Raw genomic sequence first — 16,121 nt, 5'->3', positions numbered from 1 at the left:
GCGCCCTCACAGCTCTATCCGCGGCCGGGTGATCAGCGCATTGTAATTGAACAGGCGCAGATAGATCAGCGACAGAACGATGCCGATGACGACCAGCACCAGCGCCATGGCCGCGCCATAGCCATATTGCAGGTTGCCCGCATAATTGTTCAGCGCCGTGTGGTAGATCCACAGCGACCAGACCTCAGTCGCGCCGCCCGGGCCGCCGTCGGTGGCAAGCAAGGTCTGCTCGATGGAGGTGAGCAGCGACAGCGTCTGGTAGCAGGTGACGAACAGGATCGGCCATTTGAGCTGCGGCAGGATGATGTGGCGGACCTGCTGCCAGCGATAGGCGCCGTCCACGCTGGCGGCATGGAAATGGGTCTCGGGAATCGCCTTGATGGCCGAGGCAAAGATCAGCATGCCCATCGAGGCTCCGACGAAGCCGTTGATCATGATGACGAAGAACCAGGCCTGCGTCGCGCTGTCGAGCATCCAGTTGCGCGGCCTGACGCCGAAATCGGAAAGCACGGCATTGAGGAAGCCCGTGTCCCAGGCGACCCATTTCCACAGGAGAACATAGATCACCACGGGCGAGATACGGGGCAGGAACCAGACGATGCGGAAGATACCCGCCGGCCGTTCGGGCATGTAGTGGGTGGCGATGGCCAGGAACATCGCATAGCCGATGTTGAAGAAGACCAGCGTCATGGCCACGAAGAACAGCGTGTTGAAGAACACCCGCGTCGTGTCGCGCGAGGAGGTGAGGCGGCGGAAATTGTCAGTCGTCCAGCTCCAGCCCGTATAGGTGGCGCTGGCAAGCGCATCCTTCTCCTCCGGGGTGAGGTCCGGGTCGATGGCCTCTGCCGCCGCAACGAGCGCGCCGGCATCGGTGAAGCGCGCATTGGCCAGCGAACGGCTGAAGGCATCCGAAATGCGCTTGACCGTGCGCGTGTCCGGCCGGTCGGGCAAGGCGCGGATGGCACGTTCGAATTCGCGCCGCGAGGCAAAGCTTTCGTCGAGATGGCCGCGCCGCAGGCTGGCGACGATGCCGGGAGCGATGCCCGTCTCCTCCAGCGCCGCCAGCCCCCTTTCGTCCACCAGATAGGTCGGCTGGCCGAGGCGCTCTGCCAATTCGCCCATGCCGTAGCGCTCCGTCAGCACCCTCAGCGAGCCTGGCGAGACCTGATGGGCGCCGCCGCTGATGCCTGTCGCGGTGCTCATGTTGGTGAAGGCGAACACGCCGGTGAGCACTACGGGCATGAGGAAAAACAGGATCACCAGAACCAGCGCCGGCAACAGAAGCAGGACGCCCAGCCCGCGCGAACTGTCCAGCAGGCCGAGCCTCCGGCGCGCGGGCGCTCTCCCGGCACCGCCCGAGGCCGGGGGTAGTCCTGTCTTGTCGCGGGACGCATCCATCAATCTGTGCCGTCAGCGGATGACGATGGCCTCACCGAGGCTGTTGCGCAGTTCCGCCTCCACGTCGTTCACCGCCTGTTCCGGGGTCTTCTGGCCGGTCCATGCGCTTTCCAGTCCCTTCCACATCGCGCTCCAGTAGACGCCGAAATTGGTGTTGTTGGGCATGGCGTTGGCATGGGGCAGCAGCCGTTCCGTCGCCTCGCGCGCCCAGCGGTCGCTCGAATAGAGATCGATGTTGGACTGCTGGTGGGCGATGCCCAGATGCGCCGACTTGATGGCGTGCAGCGTGTTGATGCGCGGCTCCGAGGCGATCTTGATCAGTTCGGCCGCGATCGTCGTCTCATCCTCTCCGTGTTTGCTGGTCAGCAGATAGACGAGCGGATGGGTGAGCGTGTTGGCCTTGCCGCCTTCGCCTGCGGGAATGAGCGTGAAGGCGATGTTGCCGAAGAAGTCCTTGAGCCCTTCCTGGTTCACGTAGCGGGCATAGTGCCATGTGCCGCCGTGCCAGATGCCGACCTTGCCGCTCGGCACTTCCGAATACCACTGGTCGTTGGGTGTGCCGATGTGGTTCTTGCGCGTCACGCCGGCCGCGACCGCATCGGCGAAGAACTGATAGAAGCGCTGCATTGCCGCCTTGTCGAGAACGAGCTTGCCGTCTTCCTCCATCACACCGCCGAAGGAGGTGTAGAACTGCCAGTAATCCGGCCCGTTCTCGGGACGCGGATAGAAGCCGTATCCCGCCTGCACGACGCCGGCGTCCTGCATTTTTTTGGCATCTTCCAGCACATTGGCCAGCGTATATTCACCCGCCTGCACCCGTGCCGGCAGCGCCTCCAGATCCTCGTCGGAATAGCCGATCGCCTTCATATGCGGCTTCCAGAAGAAGAACGGGCGCGATTCCGCATCCTGCGGCAGGCCGTAGACCACGCCGCCATAGGAAGCGATCTCCATCAGGTTCTCGTAGATGTCGTTGATCGGCCAGGCGTCGAGGTTCAGGTAGTCCTCGGCCGGCACGATCAGGCCGGACTGCGACCACGGCGCGATGTCCTCGTGGCCGGTGACCACGATGTTGGGGGCATTGCCGGCCTCGGCGGCCAGCGTCAGCGCCTGCTTGAAATCGTCCCAGCCCGGATAGGCCTTCTTCTCGACGGTGATGTTGAGGTCCTCGCCGGCGATGGCCCGCTCCCGCTCGAGGATGTCGGCCGCCATTTCGATGGCATCGACCCGGTAGTTGTCGTTCGGCCCGGTGCCGCCGGACCAGACGCTGATGGTGACGTTCTGCGCGGCCGCAATGCCGATGTTGCCAAGAAGCGCCACGGCCGCGGCGCCCGCCCAGATTGCCAAACGCGATATTGTCATCTCTCTCGACCTCCCTTTGTCGGTGCTTCGCCTGCCGGCTCCGTCGATCTGCCGGAAAGAGGCTCTCGCCTTGCGGCTGCCCTTGTCCGGACCCCGGAATGTCGATCGTTTATGGTCCTCCCTGCTGACAGCTGGATGCCATCGTAAACGTGTGCAGATTATTCGCCACTTTTGGCGCAGCAGGCGTTGCACACGTGTACAATGGCATCGGCCCGGTATTTCGTCAATCTTCCGTTACAGGTCGATCCGTCGCCCCTGCGAAGCGGCGATCGCGTGGATGACCTCCTCGATGGCCAGCGCGTCCCTGAATGATGGCCAGGCTTCCGTGCCAGCCGCGATGGCGCGCAGGAACTCGGCCGCCTCGATGGTCTTGAGATCGTTGAAGCCGAGCTGGTGGCCGGGCGCGGGCGTGAAGTTGCCATAGGGGGGATGCGCGGGACCGGTGAGAATGGTCCTGAAGCCTTGCTCGGCAGACGGTCCGCTATTCTGGAACAGGTGCAGCTCGTTCATCCTTTCCTGATCGAAGCGGATCATGCCTTTTGTGCCGTGCACCTCGAAGATCATGCTGTTCTTGCGGCCCCAGGCCGAACGCGAGGTCGAGAACAGGCCCTGCTGGCCGCCGGCGAAGGTGAGAATGGCCGAGGCGATGTCGTCGTTCTCGACGGGTCGGCGCTCGCCGCCTTCGGGAGAGGGGCGCGTTTCATGCACCGTGCGGATGTCGCCGATGACGCTGCTTATAGGTCCCATCAGGCCGATGGCCATGGACAGCATGTGACAGCCCATGTCGCCCAATGCGCCCAGCCCGGCTTCCGCCTTTGTGGCGCGCCAGGTCCATGGCAGGTCCGGGTCCGCCTGGTAGTCCTCGTCGACGAAGCCGCGGAAATGGATGAGGCGGCCGATGGCGCCTTCGCCGATCAGCCGGCGTGCGTGCTGATAGGCGGGATTGCGAATGTAGTTGTAGCCGACCATGGTGCGCCGCCCGCTTTTCTTCGCGGCTTCCGTCATGGCGCGGGCCTCGTCCAGCGTCAGCGCCATCGGCTTTTCGCAATGGACATGCTTGCCGGCTTCAAGGGCCGCAATGGCCATTTCGGCATGCAGCTTGTTGGGCGTGGTGATGCACACGATGTCGACTGCGGGATCGCTCACCAGCGCGCGCCAGTCGACGGTGGCGCGGGCAAAGCCGAATTGCCCGGCCATGGCGGAAGCCTTGTCCGACGGCGTGTCGCACAGGAGTTCCAGCCGTGGCGTCGGCACGTCGCCGAACACCGCCCTGACCGCGCCATAGGCCAGCGCATGGCACTTGCCCATGAAGCCGGTGCCGATGAGGCCGATGCCGGGGGCGCTCATGCGTTGCCGCCTGCTTCAGTCACCCGCACTGCGCAGCCTTCCTGCACGGATTTCAGCGCTGCTTCGGCCAGAAGCAGCGCCGCCAGCCCGTCTGAACCCGATGGCGAAGGCGCCTTGCCGTCCCGGATCGTTGTGATGAAGGCGGAGATTTCGGCCGCATAGGCTTCCGTGTAGCGGGTCATGAAGAAATCGTGCAGCGGCGGCAGACGATAGCCGTCGGCGGTGGCCAGTTCGACTGAAACCGGGCGCTGGTTCTGCGCCGAAACCGCGCCCAGCGAGCCATGGACCTCGATGCGCTGGTCGTAGCCATAGCTGGCGCGGCGCGAGTTGGAGATGGAGCACTGACGCCCCGAGGCAGTCGTGAGCACCACCGATGCGCTGTCATGGTCGCCCAGACGGCCGATTTCCGGGTCGATCAGCACCGAGGCCGCAGCAAATACGGTCTCGATTTCCTCGCCGAGCAGGAAGCGGGCCATGTCGAAATCATGGATTGTCATGTCGCGGAAGATGCCGCCCGACGAGGCGATATAGGCCGGCGGCGGCGGGCCGGGATCGCGCGAGACGATCTGCACCATCTCGACCTTGCCGATGCGGCCCTCGTCGATCGCCTGCCGCACGGCGCGGAAATGCGGGTCGAAGCGGCGGTTGAAGCCGACCATCAGCCTGGCGCCGGTTTCTTCTACCGTCTTCAGGCAGGCCCGCACCCGCGCCACGGAAAGATCGACCGGCTTTTCGCAGAAGATCGCCTTGCCGGCGTGGGCAAAAAGTTCGATCAGGTCGGCATGGGTATCGGTCGGCGTGCAGATCACCACCGCGTCGATGCCCTTGTCGGCGGCAATCTCGTCGATGGAGCGCACCGGCGCGCCATAGCGTTGCCCGAGCGCGCTGGCGGCCTGCGCGACCGGATCGGAGATCGCCGCCAGTCTGGCGTCGTGGTTCGATGCAATGGCCCGCGCATGCACCTTGCCGATGCGCCCGGCGCCCAGAAGAGCGAAACTGATCGTCATGTCGGTCCTCGACAAATCGGACGCCACCGGATTTATGCAAACCGCTCCGGCATTGCCCGCCTGAGTAAATTAGAATAAAAATTCCAAAATCACGGAACATGGATCGTGTCAAGGAGCAAGCGATGGACCACGACGATGCAGGCGCGCCGCACACGGTCGAAGCCTTCTATGAAAGGCTGAGGCACGACGGCCACGGCCTGCCCAAGCGGCTGCGCCAATGTGCCGACTACGTTGCGGCCCATCCCGACAAGGTGGCGGTGTCGACAGTTGCGGAGCTTGCGGAAGCGGCAGATGTGCCGCCCTCGGCCTTCATGCGCTTTTGTCAGGAACTCGGTTTCTCCGGTTTCTCGCACATGCAGAAGCTGTTTCGCGAGGAGTACACCCAGAAATGGCCGAACTACGCGACGCGCCTGACCAAGCTGCGCGATAGCGGCAATGACACACCGGCCGCGCTTCTGGCGGAATTTGCCGAGGCCGGCCGCAATTCCATCGAGAACCTTGCCCGCACCGTCGATGCAGCTCTGCTCGACGAAGCTGTGGCCATCCTGGCGCAGGCGCGCACCATCCATCTGGTCGGCAACCGTCGCGCATTCCCGGTTGCCTCATATCTCGCATACTCCTTCGAGAAGATGGGCATTCCGGCCATTCTGCACAGCGGTGTCGGCAATCTGAAACTCGATCATCTGCTGGCGCGGGGCGACGCCATGATCGCCATCAGCTTCGCGCCCTATGCGTCCGATACGGTCGAACTGGCCGAGGAGGCGGAGCGGCGGGGCGTCGGAATCGTGGCCCTGACCGATTTGCCGACCAGCCCGCTGGCCAGGCTCGATGCGGTCAGGCTGTTCGTGCCGGAGATCGATGTCGGCGCCTTCCGCTCTCTCTCGGCCGCGCTGACGCTGGCCATGGCGGTGTCCGTTGCTGTAGGCGCGCATCGTCGCCGGCATAAAAATGGAAAATGAATGTTGCTTTTTGAAGAAAATAGAATAATTATGTCATTTACGATCCCGGATCGTCCGGGATTGCTGTGCATGTGACGGTTTCCGGAGGAGGACGCCGGCATGCGGACGAAACGGGGAGGTTTCAATGAGAAGGACGTTTCTTGCACTCGCGGCGGCGGTTTCCGCTGTTTTTGCGGGTCTTTCCACGCCGGCTCATGCCGAGGGTGAGCGCTTCGTTCTGGTCAGTCATGCGCCGGACAGCGACAGCTGGTGGAATACCATCAAGAACGCCATCACGCTTGCCGGCAAGCAGATGGATGTGACGGTCGAATACCGCAATCCGCCAACCGGCGATCTGGCCGACATGGGCCGCATCATCGAGCAGGCGGCGGCTTCCAATCCGAACGGCATCATTTCGACCATCGCCGATTATGACGTGCTGTCCGGCCCGCTCTCCAATGCGGTGGCCAAGGGCATTCCGGTCATCACCATCAATTCCGGCACCGAAGAGCAGTCGAAGCAGATCGGCGCTCTCCTGCATGTCGGCCAGCCGGAGAAAGCCGCTGGTCACGGTGCAGGCGAAAAGGCCAAGGCTGCGGGCGTCACCAAATTCGTCTGCGTCAACCACTACATCACCAATCCGGCCTCGGTGGAGCGCTGCCAGGGCTATGCCGAGGCGCTTGGCGTGGAACTCGGCTCGCAGATGATCGATTCCGGCCTCGATCCGGCCGAGGTCAAGTCCAAGGTGCTGGCCTATCTCCAGAGCAATCCCGACACCAACGGCATCCTGACGCTGGGCCCCAATTCGGCCCATCCCACGATTGCCGCGTTGCAGGAAAGCGGCAAGGCGGGCACCATCCACTTTGCCACCTTCGATCTGTCGAGCGAGATTTCGGCTGCCATCAAGGACGGCACCATCAATTTCGCCATCGATCAGCAGCCGTTCCTGCAAGGCTATCTGCCGGTGGTGATCCTGACCAATCTCGCCCGTTACGGCGTCGTTCCGGGCAATTCGATCAATTCAGGTCCGGGCTTCATCACCAAGGACAATATTGAACTCGTCGAGAAACTGGCCGGCGAATATCGCTGACCTGTGATGCGGGCGCCTGCGGCAAGGTCCCGGCGCCCGCATGCTCAATCCCTGTTCTGAAGCAGCCCGGCCTGCGCCCTGTCCGGCGTCGGGTTCGCGCGGCCATTTCCGGAGGTCGGCATGACCGAACAAGCCCCTCGAAACAAACCCAGTGCCACTGGTGGGACCGGGATCGTCGCAGACGAGCGCGTCAGGCCGATCTCTCCGCTGCGCAGGGCACTGATCCGGCCCGAACTGGGGGCCATATGCGGCACGATCCTCGTCTTCGTCTTCTTCTTCGCCATTGCCCGCAACAGCGGCATGTTCGCGCCTGAAGGCGTGATGAACTGGGGCGTGGTGGCGGCGCAGTTCGCCGTCATCGCGGTCGGCGCCTGCCTTTTGATGATTGCCGGCGAATTCGATCTGTCGGTCGGCTCGATGATCGGTTTTTCGGGCATCATCATCGCGCTGTTGTCGGTGACGTGGCAATATCCGGTCTGGTTCGCGATCCTCGTCGCTTTCGCCATCGCGCTCGCGATCGGCGCGCTGAACGGCTACCTTGTCATCCGGACCGGCCTGCCATCCTTCATCGTCACGCTTGCCTTCCTCTACATATTGCGCGGGCTCACCATCTTCATTTCCATCTCCACCACGCGCCAGACCATCATCGGCGGCGTGCGAGAAGTCGCGGCGGGCGATCCGCTGGCCTGGCTGTTCGGCGGCAAGGTACTGGGCTGGCTGTTCGTGTGGCTGGCCGACATCGGCCTGATCGGCAAATTCGTGGCCGGGCCGCGCGCCGGGCAGCCTGTGGTGGACGGTATCCCGATCCTCATCGTCTGGGCGCTTGTGCTGGTTGCCTTCGGCCACATCCTGCTCACCCGCACCCGGTTCGGCAACTGGATCTTCGCTTCCGGGGGCGATGCGCAGGCGGCCCGCTATGTCGGCGTTCCGGTCGACCGGGTGAAGATCCTGATGTTCATGTTCTCCGCCTTCTGCGCCACCGTCTTCGCCACCTGCCAGGTGATGGAGTTCGGCTCGGCCGCGGCCGATCGCGGCCTGCTCAAGGAGTTCGAGGCGATCATCTCGGTGGTGATCGGCGGTGCGCTGCTCACCGGCGGCTACGGCTCGGTGATCGGGGCCGCCCTTGGCGCGCTGATCTTCGGCGTCGTCCAGCAAGGGCTGTTCTTCGCCGGGGTGGAAAGCTCGCTGTTCCGCGTCTTCCTCGGCGCCATCCTTTTGATGGCCGTCATCCTCAACACCTATATCCGCCGCATGATCACGGGGGAGCGCTGAGATGACAAATCCGCTCATCGAACTCGTCGATATCGAGAAGCACTTCGGACCGGTGATCGCACTGAACGGCGTGTCGATCTCGGTGCTGCCCGGCGAATGCCATTGCCTGCTGGGCGACAATGGCGCCGGCAAATCCACCTTCATCAAGACCATGTCGGGCGTCCACAAGCCGACGCGCGGGCGCATCCTCGTCGAGGGCAGGGAGGTCGCCTTCGCCAGCCCGCGCGATGCCATGCAGGCGGGCATCGCCACTGTCTATCAGGATCTCGCCATGATCCCGCTGATGTCGGTGACACGCAATTTCTGGATGGGCCGCGAGCCGATCCGGAAAATCGGGCCGCTGCGCTTCTTCGACTTCCAGAAAGCGAACGCCGTCACCATGGAAGAGATGCGCAAGATGGGCATCAACCTGCGCGAGCCGGACCAGGCGGTGGGCACGCTGTCGGGCGGCGAGCGCCAGACCGTGGCCATCGCGCGTGCCGTCTATTTCGGCGCCAAGGTGCTGATCCTCGACGAGCCGACCTCGGCGCTCGGCGTGCGCCAGACGGCCAATGTGCTGTCGACCATCGCCAGGGTTCGGGCCAAGGGCATCGGCGTCGTCTTCATCACCCACAATGTGCGCCACGCGCTGGCGGTGGGCGACCGTTTCACGGTGCTCAATCGCGGGCGCACGCTGGGCACGGCGCTGCGCGGCGAGGTGAAGCCGGAAGAGCTTCAGGACATGATGGCCGGCGGCCAGGAACTGGCCGAACTGGAGGGCTCGCTGGGCGGCACGGTATGACGAAAAAGCTCGATGTCATCACCATCGGCCGGTCCTCGGTCGATCTCTACGGCGCGCAGGTCGGCGGACGGCTGGAGGACATGCGCTCCTTCAACAAATATGTCGGCGGCTCGCCCGCCAACATGGCGGTCGGCACCGCGAGGCTCGGCCTGCGCTCCGCCCTGATCACCCGGGTGGGCGACGAGCATATGGGCCGCTTCATCCGCGAACAGCTTGCCGCCGAGGGCGTGGACGTGCGCGGCGTGGCGACCGACCCGGAGCGCCTGACGGCTTTGGTGCTTCTGGGCATCCGTGACCGGCACCAGTTCCCGCTGATCTTCTATCGCGAGAACTGTGCCGACATGGCGCTGTCGCAAGACGATATCGATCCGGGCTTCATCGCCGAGACACGCTGCGTGGTGGCGACGGGAACGCATCTGTCTCATCCGCGCACCGAGGCGGCGGTGCTGAAGGCCCTGCGCCTTGCCCGCGAAAGCGGCGCGCGGACAGCTCTCGACATCGACTATCGTCCGAACCTGTGGGGGCTTTCCGGCCATGGTGACGGTGAGAACCGCTTCATCGCATCGGATAAGGTGACCGCCAGGCTGCAATCGACGCTGGCCCTGTTCGACCTGATCGTCGGCACCGAGGAGGAATTCCACATTGCCGGCGGCAGCACCGACACGATATCCGCCCTGCGCAAGGTGCGCGAAATCACCGATGCGGTGCTGGTGTGCAAGCGCGGCCCGATGGGGGCAGCCGCTTTCACGGGCACCATACCCGAAACGCTCGATGAAGGTCTCTCCGGTCCCGGCTTCCCGATCGAGGTGTTCAACGTGCTTGGCGCGGGCGACGGCTTCATGTCCGGCCTGCTCAAGGGCTGGCTCGATGGCGAGGATTGGCCGGTGGCGCTGAAATACGCCAATGCCTGCGGGGCGCTTGCCGTGTCGCGCCACGGCTGTGCCCCGGCCTATCCGAGCTGGCAGGAACTGAATTTCCTGCTCGAACGCGGCGTGCGAAATCCCGCCTTGCGCCACGACCGCGAACTGGAGCAGATTCACTGGTCCACCAACCGCAAGGGCGAATGGCCGGTGATGCGCGTCTTCGCCTTCGATCACCGACGCCAGATGGAGGACATGGCCGACGAACTGGGGGTCGAACATGAGCGCATTGGCATCTTCAAGCAACTCTGCCTCGATGCGGCACTCAAGGTTGCGGGCGGGCGCGGCGGCTATGGCATATTGTGCGACGGACGGCTAGGGCAGGAGGCGCTCCATCGCGCCGCCGGGCAGGGGCTGTGGATCGGCCGCCCGGTCGAGGCTCCGGGCTCGCGCCCGCTGGAACTTGAGATTGGACCGGACCTCGGGTCCGCCCTTGCCGAATGGCCGGCGGAACATGTGGTGAAGGTACTGTGCTTCTATCACCCCGACGACGACGAGGCGACGAAGCAGGCGCAGGAGGAGACGGTGACGCGACTTGCCGATGCCGCGCGCGCCAACGGGCTGGAGTTCCTGCTGGAGATCATCCCCTCCAGGGTCGCGCCGATGGTGGACGATACCACGGCGCGCGTCGTCCAGCGCTTCTACGACATCGGCGTTTTCCCCGACTGGTGGAAGCTGGAGCCGATGACCTCGCCGCAAGCCTGGGCGCTGGCCTGCGACGCCATCGAGTGCAACGATCCCTGCACGCGCGGCATCGTCGTGCTCGGGCTGGAGGCGGAGATCGCGGATCTGCGGGCGAGCTTTGCGCAGGCCGCGCGCTTTGATCTGGTCAAGGGCTTCGCGGTCGGCCGTTCCATCTTCGCCGCCCCGGCGCGCAAGTGGCTGTCCGGCGAAATCGGCGACGCGGAAGCGGTGGAAGAGATGACGGGCACCTATGCCGAACTGTGTGCGGCATGGGACGATGCAAGACGCGAAGGGCAGACAAGAGGCAAGCCATGAAGACGGTCAGGCTCACGGCGGCGCAGGCGATGGTGCGCTACCTCGCTGCACAGAAGAACGAGGAAGGCGAGCCCCTCATTCCGGGCTGCTGGGCGATCTTCGGCCACGGCAATGTGGCCGGCATCGGCGAGGCGCTTTATGAGGCGCGCGAGGTTTTCCCGACCTGGCGCGGCCACAACGAACAGGGCATGGCCCATGCGGCCATCGCCTTCGCCAAGGCGAAGAACCGCAGGCAGGCCATGGCGGTGACGACCTCCATCGGCCCCGGCGCGCTCAACATGGTGACGGCGGCCGCGTTGGCCCATGTCAACCGGCTGCCGGTACTGCTCATCCCCGGCGATGTGTTCGCCAGCCGCGCGCCCGATCCGGTGTTGCAGCAGGTCGAGGATTTCGACGATGGCACCGTCTCGGCCAATGACTGCTTCCGGCCGGTCAGCCGCTATTTCGACCGCATCATGAGCCCGCGCCATCTGCTCACCGCCCTGCCGCGCGCCATGGCCACGCTTACCGATCCCGCCCGCTGCGGGCCGGTGACGCTCTCCTTCTGTCAGGACGTGCAGGCCGAGGCATTCGATTGCCCCTTGTCCTTCTTCGAGGAACGCATCTGGCGCAGGCGCAGGCCGCGCCCCGATCCTGATGAACTCGAACGGGCGGCAGCGCTTGTGCGGGCGGCGCGCAAGCCGCTGATCGTCGCCGGCGGCGGCGTCCACTATTCCGGGGCCTGCGAAGCGCTCAAGGCGTTTGCCGAGGCGCATTCCATTCCCGTTGCCGAAACGCAGGCCGGCAAATCGGCCCTGCCGTGGGATAACAAGCTGAACTTCGGCTCCATCGGCGTCACCGGCTCGTCGGCGGCCAATGCGATTGCCGAGGGTGCCGATCTGGTGATCGGCATCGGCACCCGCTTTCAGGATTTCACCACCGGCTCCTGGGCGCTGTTCCGCAATCCGGAGCGGCGCATCCTGTCGGTCAATGTCGAGCCCTGTGACGCCGCCAAGCATGGCGCGACGGCGCTGGTGGGCGATGCGCGGGAGACGATCTTGGAACTCGCTCGTCTGCTGGCCGGCCACCGCGCACCCGCGCCCGATGCCGGCCTGCGCGAAAGCTGGCTCGATGCGGTTGCAACGGCGACAGCCGCGCCTGAAGGCAATGCGTTGCCTTCGGATGCGCAGGTGATCGGTGCCGTGCAGCGCTCGCTCGATGACGATGCCGTCGTCGTCTGCGCTGCCGGCGGACTGCCGGGCGAGCTGCACAAGCTGTGGAAGGCGGCGCGGCCGAACGGCTACCATCTCGAATACGGCTTCTCCACCATGGGCTACGAGATCGCCGGAGGGCTCGGCGTGAAGATGGCGCATCCCGACCGCGAGGTCGTCGTCATGGTCGGTGACGGCTCCTACATGATGATGAACTCCGAACTGGCGACCTCGGTGATGCTGGGCCGCAAGCTCATCGTCGTGGTGCTCGACAATCGCGGCTTCGCCTGCATCAACAGGCTGCAAAGGGCGACTGGCGGCGAGAGCTTCAACAATCTGCTCGACACCGCCCGCCACGAGGTGCCGAGCAGCATCGATTTCGTGGCACATGCCGCCTCCATGGGCGCGACTGCCGGGAAGGCGGATTCCATCGCCGGACTGGAGGCCGCCATGGTCCGCGCCCGCGCTTCGGACAGCACCCATGTCATTGTCATCGACACCGATCCGATGCCGAGCACCGAGGCCGGCGGCCATTGGTGGGAGGTGGCGGTGCCGGAAGTGTCGAGCAGAGCGCAGGTGCGGGCCGCGCGCAAGGACTACGAGGCGGCGCTGGCCCGCCGCGACGAGAACTGAACCCTTCTGGAAACGCACGCATGATCCTCTACGGCACCAATCCCATCGCCTGGTCGAATGACGACGACCATTCCATCGGCGCCCATATCTCGCTGGAAACCTGCCTGCGGCAGGCCGGCGAGATCGGCTTCGACGGCATCGAGAACGGCCACAAGTTCCCGAGGGAGCCGGATGCATTGAAGGCCGTTCTGGCGAAGCACGGGCTGCGCTTCGTCTCAGGCTGGTATTCGCTGATGCTGCTGGAGCGTCCGGTGGAGGAGGAGAAGCGCTCCATCCAGCCATGGCTCGACTTCCTCAAGGCCATGGGTTCGCCGATCTGCATCGCCTGCGAATGTTCCAACACCGTGCACGGCAACGATCGTGTCGCGCTCAACGACCGCCCGAAGCTCGATGCGGAGGCCATGAGGCGCTTCGGCGCGGCGGTGGAGGAGGTGGCAAAGTTCTGCGAGGCGCAAGGCATCCTCCTTGCCTATCATCACCATATGGGCACCGTGGTCGAAGCCGAGGAAGAGATCGACGCCTTCATGGCGGCGACCGGGCCTTCGACCCGGCTGCTGTTCGACACCGGCCATGCTTTCTTCGGCGGAGGCGATCCGGCGGCGATCATTGCCCGCCATATGGACCGGGTGGTCCATATCCACGCCAAGAACGTGCGGCCCGAAGTAATGCGCACGGTGCGGGAGGAAAGCCTGAGCTTCCTCGAAGGCGTGCGGCGCGGCGTGTTCACCGTACCGGGCGACCCTGAAGGAGCCGTCGCCTTCGAACCTGTACTGGAAGTGGCGGCGCGGGCCGGCTACTCTGGCTGGGTGGTTGTGGAGGCGGAGCAGGATTCCGCCGTACGCGACCCCGTCACCTATCAGAGCATGGGGCTGCGGGCGCTGAAGGATATGGCGCGGCGCACCGGACTGGATCAGAGCGAGACCGCATGAAGATACTGGATGCAGCCCATCCGTTCTATCGTCCGCTGTGGCGGCGCATCGCCATCGTGGCGTTGTCCTTCGCCTGGGCGGCGTTCGAGTTGTCGAATGGTGAAACCATATGGGCAATGGTGTTCGGTGCCATCGGCCTCTATTGCGGCTGGGCGCTGCTGGTAGCCTACAAGCCGGTGATCGGGGATGGTGAGAAAAATGGCTGATCTGCTCCGTAAACCTTCCGGCGCACGCGGCAAGGTGCATGACATCACTCCGCAGTCGGCCGGCTGGTCCTATGTCGGCTTCGGACTTTATTCGTTGCAGGCCGGTGACCGGGCCGGGGAGGCGACGGGCGACCGGGAGGCGATCCTCGTTCTGGTCGAGGGCAAGGCGCGCATTGCCGTGGACGGGCAGGATTTCGGCCTGCTCGGCGAGCGCATGGACGTGTTCGAGCGCAAGAAGCCGCATTGCGTCTATGTGCCGAACGGCGCCCACTGGTCAGTGGTGGCGGAGACCGCCTGCACGCTGGCGGTGTGCACCGCGCCGGGCAAGGGAAACCATCCCGCGCGTATCCTGACGGATATCGGCTTCGAGGAGCGCGGCAAGGGCAGCAATACGCGCTTCATTTATCCCATCGCCATGGAAAGCAGCGACGTCGCCGACAGCCTGCTGGTCACCGAGGTCTATACGCCGGCCGGCCACTGGTCGTCCTATCCGCCGCATCGGCACGATGAGGACGACTTCCCCAACATGACCTATCTGGAAGAGACCTATTATCATCGTCTCAATCCGAAGAACGGTTTCGGCATCCAGCGCGTGTTCACCGAGGACGGTGCGCTCGACGAAACCATGGCGGTGGCGGACGGCGACGTGGTGCTGGTGCCGAAGGGCCATCATCCCTGCGGCGCGCCCTATGGCTACGAGATGTATTATCTCAACGTGATGGCGGGGCCGTTGCGCAAATGGCGCTTCCGCAACCATCCCGATTTCGACTGGATCTCCCGGCGTGATGCGTGAGGCACCGCCACTCGCGCCGGTGTCAGCCATTCGATGAATGGAAATGATCCCGTCCACCGCCCTCCACTCCGTTGGCTGGATCGGGCGATGGTGGGCGAAGCGCACGGAGTGCAGGGCATCCTCCAGGGCTTCGGTCCAGTAGTCGAGAAAGCCGCGCAGTTCGGAGAACTCCGGCGCGAGATCGTATTCCTGCCAGACGTAAAGCTGAAGCAAGCTGGGATGATCCGGCATATGATAATGGATTTCAGCCGTGGTGAGCCCGTAGCCGCTCATCTGAAGCTGTCCGCGTGGTCTTGGCTTTTGGCACCTTGACGGTTTCGACAGGATTGATCATGAGCCTCTTTTTCTCCACGGCCCATTTGAAGACCACATGGAGGCCTCCCAGGTAGTTATCCCCTATGGTTTTCAGGCTAAGGCGCTTCTTGGTGCGCGGATTAACCACCGCTGGAAGATGCTCCTTGAAGCGCAGCATGTCGTCAGGGGTAATTCGGGCCGCGTCATCGTGGTCGAGAAACTTGCCAAGGGTAGAGACGGCCTTGCCGAAACTCTCCTTGGTGCTGGGAGATTTGCCTGCCCGCTCCGCCTCGCTCCACCAATCATCAAACAGGCCTTGGAGCGATACGGAAGGGCTTGGCTTCGATGGGCTTGCTGCCACCGGGGCAGACCATTCCGGGAAACGCTCCGAGTTCGGATGGGGCCGATAGTCTCCTTGGGCCTTCCGGCTCCTTGCCGCCATCCCCTCGGCCAGAGCCTTGGCGAACTCCGGGAGCAGCATTGCCCTTGATGGCCGATCCACGGCGACAATTCCCCGGCGCAGAAGGAGCTTGCCGACAAATGGCCCCAGATGCCGCTCAAGGTCTGACCCTTCCAAAAGGCCCGACCGTTCCGCCGCCAGTGTCAGTCCGCCTGACTCTGCCTCCAGGTCCAGACTGTAATCCCGTACCATGGAGCCATCGGCCTCTTGCTGGAAGCTGATCCGGCTGGATGCCTCCAAGTCTGCCGCCCACGAGCGATAAAGCTCCCCGGCCAGCGCCACGCATTGCTTGTGGGTGAGGGCGATGGGCGCATTGGCCCGCAAGCTCCGGTAGACGCCTTCAAGGTAGGCTATGGCTTCCGCCTGCCGCCGTTTGGCCTCACTCCTACCGGATGCACCGAGCGAGAACCGGATTGCCCGCGTCTTTTCAGTGACGGTGATAGGGATGATACCGTCGCCGCGTGGAACTTCCAGCGTCATGCCGACCAGTCGTTCCCTCAAGTCA

General features: G+C 64.3%; 14 protein-coding genes and 1 pseudogene. 9 read left to right on the top strand and 6 right to left on the bottom strand.

The features are described from left to right. Window positions 1–6: 6 nt before the first annotated feature. From DES43_RS15130 to iolG, 4 genes are all read right to left on the bottom strand, one after another. Complete coding sequence (locus DES43_RS15130) at window positions 7–1,314, bottom strand: carbohydrate ABC transporter permease (protein ID WP_035030125.1); 1,308 nt, start codon at window positions 1,312–1,314, stop codon at window positions 7–9. Between the two features lie 96 nt (window positions 1,315–1,410). Next, complete coding sequence (locus tag DES43_RS15125) at window positions 1,411–2,757, bottom strand: extracellular solute-binding protein (RefSeq protein WP_051520692.1); 1,347 nt, start codon at window positions 2,755–2,757, stop codon at window positions 1,411–1,413. 234 nt (window positions 2,758–2,991) lie between these two features. Beyond that, window positions 2,992–4,104 (bottom strand): Gfo/Idh/MocA family protein, encoded by a 1,113-nt coding sequence (locus tag DES43_RS15120; protein ID WP_035030013.1) that lies wholly within the window; start codon window positions 4,102–4,104, stop codon window positions 2,992–2,994. After that, window positions 4,101–5,111, bottom strand: a complete 1,011-nt coding sequence (iolG, locus tag DES43_RS15115; protein WP_035030010.1) for an inositol 2-dehydrogenase — start codon at window positions 5,109–5,111, stop codon at window positions 4,101–4,103. Before iolG ends, DES43_RS15120 begins: the two co-directional genes overlap by 4 nt. A gap of 122 nt (window positions 5,112–5,233) precedes the next feature. On the opposite strand from iolG, the gene DES43_RS15110 reads away from it, so the two are divergent. The 9 genes from DES43_RS15110 (at window position 5,234) to iolB (ending at window position 14,862) form a co-directional block, all read left to right on the top strand. Then, on the top strand, window positions 5,234–6,070 hold the full coding sequence (locus tag DES43_RS15110; protein WP_035030118.1) for a MurR/RpiR family transcriptional regulator: 837 nt from the start codon (window positions 5,234–5,236) through the stop codon (window positions 6,068–6,070). 124 nt (window positions 6,071–6,194) lie between these two features. Next, window positions 6,195–7,139, top strand: coding sequence for a sugar ABC transporter substrate-binding protein (locus DES43_RS15105; protein ID WP_035030007.1), 945 nt, complete (start codon window positions 6,195–6,197; stop codon window positions 7,137–7,139). 120 nt (window positions 7,140–7,259) lie between these two features. Then, window positions 7,260–8,411 carry an ABC transporter permease gene (locus DES43_RS15100; RefSeq protein WP_051520691.1) on the top strand — a complete coding sequence of 384 codons (1,152 nt, stop codon included), beginning with the start codon at window positions 7,260–7,262 and terminating at the stop codon, window positions 8,409–8,411. A 1-nt stretch (window position 8,412) separates the two neighbouring features. Continuing rightward, window positions 8,413–9,192 carry an ATP-binding cassette domain-containing protein gene (locus DES43_RS15095; protein ID WP_035030004.1) on the top strand — a complete coding sequence of 260 codons (780 nt, stop codon included), beginning with the start codon at window positions 8,413–8,415 and terminating at the stop codon, window positions 9,190–9,192. Beyond that, on the top strand, window positions 9,189–11,111 hold the full coding sequence (locus DES43_RS15090) for a bifunctional 5-dehydro-2-deoxygluconokinase/5-dehydro-2-deoxyphosphogluconate aldolase (protein WP_133675770.1): 1,923 nt from the start codon (window positions 9,189–9,191) through the stop codon (window positions 11,109–11,111). The genes DES43_RS15095 and DES43_RS15090 overlap by 4 nt, the downstream gene beginning before the upstream one ends. Continuing rightward, window positions 11,108–12,934, top strand: coding sequence for a 3D-(3,5/4)-trihydroxycyclohexane-1,2-dione acylhydrolase (decyclizing) (gene iolD, locus DES43_RS15085; RefSeq protein WP_035029999.1), 1,827 nt, complete (start codon window positions 11,108–11,110; stop codon window positions 12,932–12,934). Before DES43_RS15090 ends, iolD begins: the two co-directional genes overlap by 4 nt. 20 nt (window positions 12,935–12,954) lie before the next feature. After that, window positions 12,955–13,863: a myo-inosose-2 dehydratase gene (gene iolE / locus DES43_RS15080; RefSeq protein WP_035029997.1), complete on the top strand. Its 909-nt coding sequence runs from the start codon at window positions 12,955–12,957 to the stop codon at window positions 13,861–13,863. Next, on the top strand, window positions 13,860–14,069 hold the full coding sequence (locus DES43_RS15075; RefSeq protein WP_035029994.1) for a hypothetical protein: 210 nt from the start codon (window positions 13,860–13,862) through the stop codon (window positions 14,067–14,069). Before iolE ends, DES43_RS15075 begins: the two co-directional genes overlap by 4 nt. After that, the gene (gene iolB / locus DES43_RS15070) at window positions 14,062–14,862 is read left to right on the top strand and encodes a 5-deoxy-glucuronate isomerase (protein ID WP_035029991.1); all 801 of its coding nucleotides are present in this window, start codon (window positions 14,062–14,064) and stop codon (window positions 14,860–14,862) included. The genes DES43_RS15075 and iolB overlap by 8 nt, the downstream gene beginning before the upstream one ends. A gap of 33 nt (window positions 14,863–14,895) precedes the next feature. Here the strand turns inward: iolB and DES43_RS15065 are convergent. Together DES43_RS15065 and DES43_RS15060 are read right to left on the bottom strand one after the other, a co-directional pair. Continuing rightward, window positions 14,896–15,135: pseudogene (locus DES43_RS15065) on the bottom strand (usg protein); the annotation flags it as partial. Continuing rightward, window positions 15,107–16,096, bottom strand: a complete 990-nt coding sequence (locus DES43_RS15060; RefSeq protein ID WP_051520690.1) for a phage integrase SAM-like domain-containing protein — start codon at window positions 16,094–16,096, stop codon at window positions 15,107–15,109. The gene DES43_RS15060 and the pseudogene DES43_RS15065, both read right to left, overlap by 29 nt. Window positions 16,097–16,121 lie beyond the last annotated feature (25 nt).

Origin of the sequence: Aquamicrobium defluvii (assembly GCF_004363725.1) — a bacterium.
GTDB lineage: Bacteria > Pseudomonadota > Alphaproteobacteria > Rhizobiales > Rhizobiaceae > Mesorhizobium > Mesorhizobium defluvii.
Note: the sequence above shows the minus strand (reverse complement) of the source record. Positions and strands in the feature narration are given on the sequence as shown.